This window comes from Shewanella sp. 1180_01 (assembly GCF_052850535.1).
This window is the reverse complement of record NZ_VXCT01000061.1, coordinates 20,801-31,867: the sequence shown is the minus strand read 5'-3', so window position 1 is coordinate 31,867 and position 11,067 is coordinate 20,801. Positions and strand designations below refer to the sequence as shown.

The 11,067-nt window shown below is 47.0% G+C and carries 9 protein-coding genes; 6 read left to right on the top strand and 3 right to left on the bottom strand.

What is annotated here, in order from left to right; genetic code table 11:
* The coding region (locus FW758_RS21230; protein WP_446446434.1) for a TonB-dependent receptor plug domain-containing protein at nt 1-2,925 on the bottom strand (2,925 nt) is incomplete at its 3' end.
* 679 nt (nt 2,926-3,604) lie between these two features.
* Between FW758_RS21230 and aqpZ the strand changes: the two genes are divergently transcribed.
* The 3 genes from aqpZ to FW758_RS21215 all read left to right on the top strand — a co-directional run bounded on the left by aqpZ (nt 3,605) and on the right by FW758_RS21215 (nt 5,319).
* Nucleotides 3,605-4,300, top strand: coding sequence for an aquaporin Z (gene aqpZ / locus FW758_RS21225; RefSeq protein ID WP_446446433.1), 696 nt, complete (start codon nt 3,605-3,607; stop codon nt 4,298-4,300).
* 163 nt (nt 4,301-4,463) lie between these two features.
* A complete protein-coding gene (locus tag FW758_RS21220; protein ID WP_006080744.1) occupies nt 4,464-4,844 on the top strand; it encodes a DUF2750 domain-containing protein in 381 nt (126 codons plus the stop codon).
* Between the two features lie 25 nt (nt 4,845-4,869).
* Nucleotides 4,870-5,319 carry a hypothetical protein gene (locus FW758_RS21215; protein WP_006080743.1) on the top strand — a complete coding sequence of 150 codons (450 nt, stop codon included), beginning with the start codon at nt 4,870-4,872 and terminating at the stop codon, nt 5,317-5,319.
* A gap of 111 nt (nt 5,320-5,430) precedes the next feature.
* On the opposite strand, the gene erpA is transcribed toward FW758_RS21215, so the two are convergent.
* Entirely contained in the window at nt 5,431-5,781 is a 351-nt protein-coding gene (gene erpA, locus FW758_RS21210) for an iron-sulfur cluster insertion protein ErpA (RefSeq protein WP_006080742.1), read from the bottom strand.
* Entirely contained in the window at nt 5,774-6,577 is an 804-nt protein-coding gene (locus FW758_RS21205; RefSeq protein ID WP_011846148.1) for a DUF6776 family protein, read from the bottom strand. Before FW758_RS21205 ends, erpA begins: the two co-directional genes overlap by 8 nt.
* A 74-nt stretch (nt 6,578-6,651) precedes the next feature.
* Here FW758_RS21205 and FW758_RS21200 point away from each other — a divergent pair, with 74 nt between their 5' ends.
* From FW758_RS21200 to hemL, 3 genes are all read left to right on the top strand, one after another.
* Complete coding sequence (locus tag FW758_RS21200; protein WP_006080740.1) at nt 6,652-8,376, top strand: chloride channel protein; 1,725 nt, start codon at nt 6,652-6,654, stop codon at nt 8,374-8,376.
* Between the two features lie 263 nt (nt 8,377-8,639).
* The gene (locus FW758_RS21195) at nt 8,640-9,659 is read left to right on the top strand and encodes an aspartate carbamoyltransferase (RefSeq protein WP_006080739.1); all 1,020 of its coding nucleotides are present in this window, start codon (nt 8,640-8,642) and stop codon (nt 9,657-9,659) included.
* 26 nt (nt 9,660-9,685) lie between these two features.
* Entirely contained in the window at nt 9,686-10,978 is a 1,293-nt protein-coding gene (gene hemL / locus FW758_RS21190; protein WP_446446432.1) for a glutamate-1-semialdehyde 2,1-aminomutase, read from the top strand.
* The last annotated feature ends 89 nt before the right edge of the window (nt 10,979-11,067 follow it).

Here is an 11,067-nt window from a genome sequence, read left to right as displayed (position 1 = left end):
GGCCACCCAAGGACCCTGATTGTCGAAAATATTACGCACACCGCCGTATAAACGTAATTCAGCCTGACTTACGTCCATAGTGTAAGACACCGACAAATCGTGGGTGATATACGAGCTGTAGAATAGGAATGCAGGCGTTTCTGGATTGGCTACCGCAGTGGCATCGCCAGCATCGAGTTTGGCTTGGTTTTCGGCTTTCAGCACGTTCCACTCTTCAACTCTATCGTGGCTATCGACCATGGCACTTTTATACTTAGCGCTCCAACGTACACGCCAATCATCATTGCTCCAGGTTAATGAGATTGAACCTCTGTCCTCAAAAATCCCGCTGGCAAGCTCACCCACATAGTCATCTTCAACTAAACCATCGGCGCCATAGTAGCTAGTGCTGAATTCCAACACATGGGTCCAATTAGTTTTTAAGCTGAGCTCACCGTAACCGTCTAATTGCCACTCGTAAGCCATGGCGATATCAACACCACGGGTGACAATGTCATTCAGGTTCTGTTCCTGTTGGATAACCTGGGTGATTTGCCCTTCAGTATCGCGGCTGATGACCTGACAGTACTCGTTATCGGCGCCATAGGGATTACTCGAGTTATAACATTCGGCCAGAATATCCTCGTTGCTTAGTGAACCAATGGCGTCGGTAACTTTGATATCGTAATAATCGACCGCCAGATTAAAACCTTCGAGGAAGGCTGGCGCCATGGTAAAGCCTAAGGTATAGGTATCCGCGGTTTCCTCGGTAAGGTTTTCATTACCAGCGTTCGGCGAGTATTTAGAACCGCCCGCATCTTCAAAGACACCGTTAGTCGCAATTGCGGCTGCTATACCAGGGTCTTGGCGACAACTATCATGTCCAGCCCCTGTAGAGGTTGCTGTTACCCCATCACAAATATCGCGAATACTGTCGTAATCTCCACGGGGTGGAGAAATCAGCTCGGTAATATTCGGCGCACGTTGCGAGCGAGAGTAGTTAGCTCGTAGGGCATAGTTGGCAATAGGCTCCCACAGGATACCCGCACGATAGCTCGACATTAAGTCGATGTTTTTCTGACTGTAATCGGCAAGACGTAATGACAAGTCTAGGTCGAGCGTATTAGCAAAAGCCTCATCCCTTAACAAAGGAAGATTCGCTTCACCAAAGGCTTCCCATACTGTCACATCCCCTTCAAAGGGCGGCACATCGTTAAACGTTATCGCATCGCCACGCATCGCTTTATCGGTATCGACGGCTTGAGTATCACGGCGATATTCGACCCCGAATGCCGATTGCACGCCACCCGCAGGCAATTCAAACAATTCGCCGGAGATAAATCCTAGGGCATTAAATTGCGTGATATCCGTGTTGATATAAGGATTGGCACGGATATAGTCCGCCCCTTCCTTACTGATTGAACCTTCACCAAAGATATTGACGGGAACACAGCCCTCGGCCCTTGCCTCTTCACTGGCACATTGGATAGTCACACCGTCGGCGGCGTATTCAGCATCCAGAGCATATTGCAGACGACGAATACTGATCTCATTGCTGCGGCGCTGACGCTGTTCAAACTTACCGTAACCCAGTGAGGCATCCCAGGTCCAAGTTTCAAATAAGTTGCCCTGCAATCCCGCCCAAGTACGCAAAGTAGTACGCTCGTTATCACTCTCAACGGGCCCAACTTCTTGGAAGCGGCGATCCCAAGTGATGCTCTTGCCTGCTGTTGCAGCAATTTCGGCTGGCACATAAGGATTGTTTGGTGAAATACTGCCCGCAGCAATAGTGCCAGGAAGCCCTGTTACAGGGTCGATATAGAGTTCAGTGTCGTTATAGTCTTGGCCTTCGGCATCGGTACGACGAAACGCGTTATTGCGGCTAAACTGCACTTGCACATTCGCGCGCACATCGTCACTGAGGTCATAGTTCATTTTGACCGCCGCGGCCAAGGTATCCTCAGGGACCTTTAATAAACCTGTGGTGTAACCGTTATAACCATCGCGCTCTTCTTTAAAATCAGTTTTAAGCTCAGTGCCATCGTACCACCAAGAGTTTGATTTAAAGCGGCCACCGACGATGTCATTGCTGCGCTCGCGCCAATCGTCTCGGGTAATATCGCGCATACACTGGTCGCCATCGACAGTGTTCATGGCATTACACATTTGCTTTTCATCGTAGGCAAAACTTGACTCGTACAGGGCTCTTTCCCTGTCGGTCGCAAATAACCCATGTTGCTTATCGTAAGTCGCACTGGCGAAGATATAACCTTTATCGCCATTAAAATCAGTGCCATAACCTACATCGACTGTGGTTTCACGACCACCACCTTCGGTGGTTTCGCCGCCACGGGCGTTAATCTCAAAGCCCGTCTTGTTCTGTTGAGTGATAATGTTCACCACCCCAGCAATCGCATCGGAACCATAAACAGCCGACGCCCCGCCAGTAATGATTTCGACCTTATCGACCATAGCGGCAGGAATGGTGCTTAAGCTGACATAGTTACCGCTATAACTGTTTGATACAACGCGACGACCATCGATCAAGGTCAGAGTGCGGTCTGTACCTAGGTTACGTAAATCAATGGTTGAAAGACCCGTATTTTGCACGCTCGATTGGCTATTTGTACTGCTAACGCCTTCTGCTAATGCAGGAATTTGGTCAACTAGAATATCCGCCAATGATCCAATACCGCTATCGGCGATATCTTTCGCATCTAAGCCCTGCAGTGGGGTGCTAAGTGAAAAGCTGTCACGCTTAATCCGCGAGCCAGTGACAGTCACTTTTTCGATGCTTTCTTGTTTATCCGCTACCTCGACTTCAACCCGATTAGCTCTTTCATTCACCGCATTCACTTCAATCGTATCGGCAGCCCAGGCTACCGAAGGAGCAATACCAAACATTGATGCTTGTATTGCTAAGGTCAATAGTTTCTTCTTCATCATTCCCACCTTCACTTTTAGGCATCGCAAACCATTTTTGTTGTTGTTTGGCACTGTTACTTGAATTAATCCAAAAGCCTTAGTCAGCGATTTTTCTTCAAGGACTTTGGTTTAATCATGGCTAGCAACACAGAAACACATAATTAACATTTAAGTAACTCAACCCTTTTACTTTGCCTAGTAATGAGCGACAACGAAATACCCCTCGTTTATTTCCCCGTTTTATATCTATTAAATATCTATTTATTTGTTTTCAATGATTTATAAGAAAAAAGAATAATTCGACGACTTGATACGCAAGATGTGAGGGAAAAGCAATCCCTCAATCACTAGGTTGCCATCTATACAACCTATGCAGGTAAAAACAAAAATGGCTAATATCCCAGGAAATCCGCTCATTGACGCAATAAGCCATGATCAAAAATGCACAATATGAAAACCCATCTATGCTTGATCACAGTTGTGCCATGTAAACGAACTAAAGTGATTGTTAACTAAGCAGTAAAGACACAATACTCTGATTGTGATGGCCAGCTTTGGCATGAACAATCTGTGCGTGCAAAACTTTAATTAAGGGAATGGTTATTTATCTAGCTAAACTTAACCAGCGAGATAAACAAGGGGTTATGTAATGGCGTCAAAAGCCACACAGACATAAATCGGCTAAATAGGAAACCAATCAATGAATATGTCACAAAAAATGGCGGCGGAATTTCTTGGCACCTTGTGGTTAGTCCTTGGAGGCTGTGGCAGTGCGGTACTTGCCGCTGCATTTCCCGAGGTGGGCATTGGCCTACTCGGTGTCGCACTTGCGTTTGGCTTAACGGTTCTGACTATGGCGTTTGCAATTGGCCATATTTCAGGTTGTCACCTAAACCCAGCGGTGTCATTCGGCCTTTGGGCTGGTGGACGTTTTCCCGCATCGGAGTTACTGCCTTATACCATTGCCCAAGTTGCGGGCGGGATTGCAGGCGCGGGCATCTTGTATCTTATTGCTTCTGGACAGGAAGGATTTTCACTTGCGGGTGGATTTGCCTCTAACGGTTTTGGTGAACATTCACCGGGTGGCTACAGTATGCTGTCGGTCATGATTTGCGAAATCGTTATGACACTGTTCTTTTTGATCATTATTTTAGGTGCCACCGATGAACGCGCGCCAAAAGGGTTTGCCCCGATTGCCATAGGTCTAGGCTTAACCTTGATCCACCTTATCAGTATTCCAGTGTCCAATACTTCGGTAAATCCTGCTCGCAGTACAGGTCCTGCGTTATTTGTCGGTGACTGGGCGATATCGCAACTGTGGTTATTCTGGGTAGCACCGATTGTCGGCGCCATTTTGGCAGGCTTTATCTATCGCTACTTCCGCTCGGCGGAATAAACACCCAAGATCTAACACAACAGCGCCCTCTTGGCGCTGTTGTTCTTTTTCTAATCCCGCTCTAATGTTACCATTTAGCCAACTGGTGAATTTTGCTGTGCCCTAGGTTTTTCATTAGCGGTACGACAGGCTTCGCCCTATTCAAGCAAAAGAGATATTTTTCATGAGCAAGACTGTTAAAACCCTCGCTGAGACAGCAGCAATGACACCAGAAGCCCGTTACGATTACCTCGTTGAGCAAGTCAAAGAACATAAAGTTCTTTGGACATTACAAGACCAAGACGGTTGCGTAATGCTGACCACTGAAGAAGAAGATTGCATTCCAATGTGGCCAACCGAAGAAGCGGCTGAATCTTGGGCTGTGGATGAATGGAGCGATTGCCAAACATTAGCGATCCCATTCGATGAATTTCACGAAAGATGGGTGCCAGGCATGGAAGATGACGACCTGTTCGTTGCCGTGTTCCCAGTATTAGATGATTTAGGTGTGGTTATCCCACCTTATGAGTTAGATCAACGATTAGCACCTAAGCAAAGCCATTAATCTCAATCGCTAAGTGAGAATGTCTATGAGCGAGCAAGAATCGGCGATACCGACACCTAAGGCTGACGCGGCCGTGAGTTCACGTTTACCCAAACGACTGATCGCCCTGCTGCTAGTGTATGTTGTTGCGTCCGTGAGCGGCTTAGTCGCTAAACAAGGCGTGTTATTTTGTCTACTGACACTTTTAATGGTGATTGCCATTATTGGTCGACAAAAGGCGGCGCTTATCATGCTGCGTGGCTACACAGTCGTGCAGCTTGGCTTGATTAGCATGTTGCCAGTGATTATGTACGATCCCGGCAATTTAGTGGTAGGCCCGACGACGGTGCATTTAGGTGAATGGCAGGGTAAACTGCCTGACTATGTGATTTTTATCGCGTTAATCATCTTGTCATTACTGCAAGTCTGGGTCGCTTTTGATAAAAAGGTAAAGGCGTGGTTTAAACCTAAGCTTAACCTGAACATCATGAGTTAAGTTCGTAGCATACTGAATTTTGCCCAACAAAAAGCCGTCATTGCGACGGCTTTTTTGATCTCACTTCACACCTTAAAGGCGCTAAGTGAGCAGTCTTTATAGAGAAACTCTTTACACAGAGAAACTGGCACCACAGCCACAGGTCGTGGTTGCGTTAGGGTTTTTCACGAAGAAGCGAGAACCTTCGAGTCCTGAAGTGTAATCCACTTCACCACCGACTAAATATTGTAGGCTCATAGGATCGACAACCAAGAGAACGCCTTGTTTTTCTATCGTAAAATCGCCGTCATTGACCTTTTCATCAAAGGTAAAGCCGTACTGAAATCCAGAACAACCACCACCAGTCACATAGACTCGTAGCTTAAGTGCAGGATTTTGCTCTTCTTCCAGCAAACCTTTCACCTTAGCGGCTGCCGCATCGGTAAATTGGATTGGCATTGCTGTATCAGCTTGATCAGTCATTACTACCTCTTACATCAGTTTTCTGGGGCAAATTATCCTTTACCTGACTGTTTTGTTCAAGTATTACCCGTGGTTCTTTTTCACCCTGTAATAACTCAGGGGCACTATAGACATGTTCTGTCTGCGAATTCTTGGTCCAGCGGCTCGAAGGCACCAGCACTTTGACTTTCACTTGCTGTAAACTAAAGCCTGCAGGAACAGTGACCTTGGTATCTATGACCTGAAAATAGCGAAAATCAAATTCCAACTTAGAACCCGTGAGTTTGTTCACACTCAAGCTAACGGATTTACCCTCCTGCACGCCAATTAATGTCAATTCGACTCGACCTTGAATCGCTTGCTTGCGCTTTTGCAGCTGAGTTAATACCAGTTTGAGATTGTACTCATCGGCTAAAACGCCCGGCGTCATTTCAAGTCCGTGGATGGCGACACCTTCGGCATTATCATCCGGTGTCATAATGCTACGGTAAAACGCCAGCTCATGTTCCAATTCTTTTTGCTTTTTCATCTGCTGGCCAAACATATCTTGCATTTGGGCGTTAGCCTCACGCTCGACGGACAGCTCTAAATTTCGGGTCGCTAGCAATTGGGTCTGTGTTTCTAATTCAGCACTCAAACGTTGGGCTTTGCTGCTGATGTGTTTAACCACGGGCTCATCGCTGCTTAGTAGCAGAAAACTTATCCAAGCCCCAAAAAGAATAGAAACTAACACTAAAAGCGATAAATACACTGAAGATGGACGATACTTGAGATCCATCACTTGCAGCCGATCTAGCCAACGATGATAATTTGGCATTAGGTAACAGCCCCTTATATAAAATACAATCAACTCAAGAACGAGTTCGATACAATACAACTCAGGCCAATGCAGTGCAATTAACGATAAATAAAGTCGCTATTCAACATGCCATAGTCACAGCCAAAAAGTATTTAACCAATGAGCTACGTGACCATTTATCCCAAGCGAGGATCAGTGCACAACTGTGCATACTGGCACTGCTGTTTGCCATTTTCGCATCCTGCGTGATCTTACTGTTTCGACTCTTGCTCGTTTGGGCCAATCATTACACCCAAATACAGGCGCTGGATTTTACGGGGAACGTCGCCGACTGGCGAGCCCTGTTACCACTTTTAGGCGCAATATTAATTTGGATTGTGGCTAAGCTAGGCTCCAAACGTTATAAGCGTATGGGAATAGCCTATGTGTTACATAGAGTTAAATTGCACTATGGTAAAATTCCGTTGCAATCTGCCGTAGGGCAATTTTTTCAAGCACTATTCGCCCTCGGCACCAATTTCTCCGTCGGCCGTGAAGGTCCTGCTATTCATCTGGGCGCTGTCAGTGCCAGTTTTCTCGCCGAAAAATTCAATCTTCCCGATAACAGTGTGCGCATTATGTGCGCCAGTGGCATTGCTGCAGGGATTGCCGCGACCTTCAACGCGCCCTTGGCGGCAGTGATTTTTGTTCTCGAAGTGATTGTCCGCGAATATAAAGTCCATTACTTCTTCCCGATTATGCTCTCCGCAATTTGTGGCGCGGTTTCAAGCCAATTAGTGTTTGGTAATGTGCACGAATTTGACCGTATTCAAGTGATCCACATTCCCTTAGATCACTACCCTATTCTTGCCATCGGCGGCGTGGTACTAGGCTGCGCTGCGGCGTTGTTTAATTACTCACTCTTAAAAGTTACTGCGACGGGGCAAAACTGGCCACTGATTTACCGACTATTATTGGCGGGCAGCGTCACCACCTTAATCGGTCTAGTGTTGCCGCAAGCCCTTGGCACAGGCGATCTCGCCATTAGCGAAGCCATTAGCCAACATCCAAGCCTGTTGCTGTTAATCGCCCTGTTATTTGCCAAAATCATTGCCACTATTGCGGCGATTGGCTTAGGTATTCCAGGTGGTTTGATTGGTCCACTCTATGGCATCGGCGCGCTGCTTGGGGCTATTTTGGCGCTGATCAGCGCCATCTTATTCCCGTCGATCGCTCCATATGTAGGGCTTTACACTGTGATCGGCATGACGGCCATGATGGGCGTGTGCTTAAGCGCGCCGCTGGCGGCGTTAGTCGCCCTGCTAGAAATGACCAATGATGCCAGTATCATCCTGCCGGCGATGTTTGTGACTATTCCCGCATTTTTGATTGCCTATCAAGGCTTTAAGACTAACTCTATTTTCTTTAAACAATTAGAAATCATGGGGCTAGGCTATAAAGTTGCGCCAGTAAATTTAGCGCTGCAGAAAAAAGGCGTGCGAGCCTTGATGGATAAACGCTTTGTTATCGTCAATAACAACGATGAATTGTTACTCGAAGTGCTTAAACGGGCAGAAGGTCGACCTGTGCTGGTTCGCAATGCCGATGGCGTTATCGAAATGCTCAGCCTTGAAATGCAATCCTACGATGACAGTACCACGCTATCGCGCCATCCCATGCAAGGCTTAAGCGACAGCACCACGCTCAATGAGGCCTATTTACTCTTGTCACCCAAGCGCAGCGGTGAGGTGTTTATCTATCAAGATACGCCCGATAACGTGGTCGGAGTGATCAGTTGGTCGAACCTGCAACAAGAAATTCGCTTAGGCCAAGCCTAGTGCCAATTAATAACATCGATTTAAAACCTGATATCAATTTAAAATCTGATAGTGATGCAAAACCTAATATCGATGCCAAACCTAAGGTGGCAGATTAAAAGCTTTGGGCTTCATCGCAAAAATCTAACACAGTGGCAATGTGGCTATTTCGTTGCCCCTGTGCTTCTGCTACAATCGCGCCTCAGCCACCCTACATAACATCAGGGCAGATAAGCGCGATACCGCAGCTTAAAATGCCCCCTAGCAAATTGGAAAACAGGCTGATGAATCAGTTCGAAGGATCCCATATCCTCTCCGTAAACCAGTTAGATCTTGACTCAATCCAAACTATTTTTAATGTCGCTAGCCGTATGATGCCCTATGCACTTCGAGAGAAGCGCAATAATGTGCTCGATGGCGCCATTTTAGGTAACCTGTTTTTCGAACCCAGTACCCGTACCCGCGTAAGTTTTGGCTGTGCCTTTAACTTACTTGGCGGCCATGTGCGTGAAACCACAGGTATGGCTTCATCGTCTTTATCTAAGGGTGAATCCCTGTACGATACGGCGCGCGTGTTATCCACTTATTCCGATGTGATTGCCATGCGCCATCCAGACTCTTATTCAGTGAAAGAGTTTGCCGAAGGCAGCCGCGTCCCAGTGATCAACGGTGGCGATGGTTCGAACGAACATCCGACTCAAGCTCTACTCGATTTATACACTATCCAAAAAGAACTCAAATGTGCCGGCCGCGGTATCGATGGCATGCACATAGCAATGGTCGGCGACTTAAAATTTGGCCGTACCGTGCATTCACTATCACGCTTACTCTGCATGTATAAGAACATCAGTTTCACACTGATTTCACCTGCTGAATTAGCGATGCCTGATTATGTGATCTCCGACATTGAAAATGCTGGCCATAGCATCAAAATAACCGACCAGCTTGAAGGCCATTTAGATAAAGCAGATATTCTGTATCTCACTCGCATTCAGGAAGAGCGCTTCCCTTCACAGGAAGAAGCGAATAAGTATCGCGGCAAGTTCCGCTTAAATCGCAGTATTTACACTCAGCATTGCAAATCTAACACTGTCATTATGCATCCGCTTCCAAGGGATTCACGCGCGCAAGCCAATGAGTTAGATAATGATTTGAACAGCCACCCTAATCTCGCCATCTTCAGACAGGCGGATAATGGGCTGTTAATTCGCATGGCTTTGTTTGCATTGACACTCGGCGTTGATCATCAACTCGAAAAATATGAGTGTCCGGTTAATTGGTATTCACGTAAAGCCGATCGCTAGTTGGCTACAGACTTTAAGGACTAAACATGACCCGTTCCGAAGCGCTATTTGAACAGGCTAAAAAAACCATCCCCGGCGGCGTTAACTCTCCGGTTCGTGCATTTAATGGTGTAGGCGGTTCGCCCCTGTTTATTGAAAAAGCAAACGGCGCTTATATTTACGATGCCGATGGCAAAGCTTATATCGACTATGTCGGTTCTTGGGGCCCGATGATCCTCGGCCACAATCACCCTAAAATCCGTGCTGCAGTATTAGCGGCGGTGGAAAATGGCTTGTCTTTTGGCGCACCAACAGAACTTGAAGTTCAAATGGCCGAGAAAGTCATCTCTATGGTGCCTTCTATCGAGCAAGTTCGTATGGTGAGTTCAGGCACTGAAGCTACGATGAGCGCTATTCGTTTAGCACGCGGTTTTACTAATCGTGACAAGATCTTAAAATTCGAAGGTTGTTACCACGGCCACGCCGATTGCCTGTTAGTTAAGGCTGGATCTGGCGCGTTAACCTTAGGTCAACCTAGCTCACCCGGTATTCCTGAAGATTTCGCCAAGCACACCTTAACGGCTGTGTATAACGACTTAGATTCTGTCAGAACCCTGTTCGAGCAGTATCCAACTGACATTTCTTGCATCATCATCGAGCCCGTTGCTGGCAACATGAACTGCATTCCACCTATCCCAGGTTTCCTTCAAGGTCTGCGTGATATTTGTGATGAGTTCGGCGCCTTAATGATCATCGACGAAGTGATGACAGGATTCCGCGTATCACAAAGCGGCGCTCAAGGTTACTACGGCGTTACACCAGACTTGACCACGCTTGGTAAAGTGATTGGTGGCGGTATGCCAGTGGGTGCCTTCGGTGGTCGTAAAGATGTGATGCAGTTTATCGCACCAACGGGTCCGGTTTACCAAGCAGGAACGTTATCTGGTAACCCAATTGCGATGTCAGCAGGTTTGGCGCAAATGGAAGCCCTGTGTGAAGAAGGTCTGTACGAAGAGCTGAGCGCAAAAACCAAACGTATCGCTGAAGGTTTTAAAGCGGCGGCTGATAAGCACGGTATCCCAATGGCGATCAACTATGTTGGCGGCATGTTCGGTTTCTTCTTCACAGAACAACCGCAAATCACCCGTTTCGACCAAGTGACGCAATGCAATATTGAGCAGTTCCGTATTTTTTACCATGGCATGTTAGATGAAGGCGTGTACTTGGCACCGAGCGCTTATGAAGCCGGTTTCCTGTCTATGGCCCATGGCGAAGAAGAACTGCGCTTGACCTTAGAAGCGGCTGACCGTGTATTAGCGAGCATGAAAGCGGCAAGCTAAACCTAGATTTTAGGGTTGCTACACCTTAAAAATAACCAAGGGACGCAATAGCGTCCCTTGGTTTTACTGAGATTTAGCTAGCTTTATGA

Excerpts from the sequence above, each read along its gene's own strand:
- FW758_RS21195 (WP_006080739.1), top strand. The coding sequence starts at position 8,640 with ATGAATCAGTTCGAAGGATCCCATATCCTCTCCGTAAACCAGTTAGAT.
- aqpZ (WP_446446433.1), top strand. The coding sequence starts at position 3,605 with ATGAATATGTCACAAAAAATGGCGGCGGAATTTCTTGGCACCTTGTGG.
- FW758_RS21215 (WP_006080743.1), top strand. The coding sequence starts at position 4,870 with ATGAGCGAGCAAGAATCGGCGATACCGACACCTAAGGCTGACGCGGCC.
- FW758_RS21205 (WP_011846148.1), bottom strand. The coding sequence starts at position 6,577 with ATGCCAAATTATCATCGTTGGCTAGATCGGCTGCAAGTGATGGATCTC.
- hemL (WP_446446432.1), top strand. The coding sequence starts at position 9,686 with ATGACCCGTTCCGAAGCGCTATTTGAACAGGCTAAAAAAACCATCCCC.
- erpA (WP_006080742.1), bottom strand. The coding sequence starts at position 5,781 with ATGACTGATCAAGCTGATACAGCAATGCCAATCCAATTTACCGATGCG.
- FW758_RS21220 (WP_006080744.1), top strand. The coding sequence starts at position 4,464 with ATGAGCAAGACTGTTAAAACCCTCGCTGAGACAGCAGCAATGACACCA.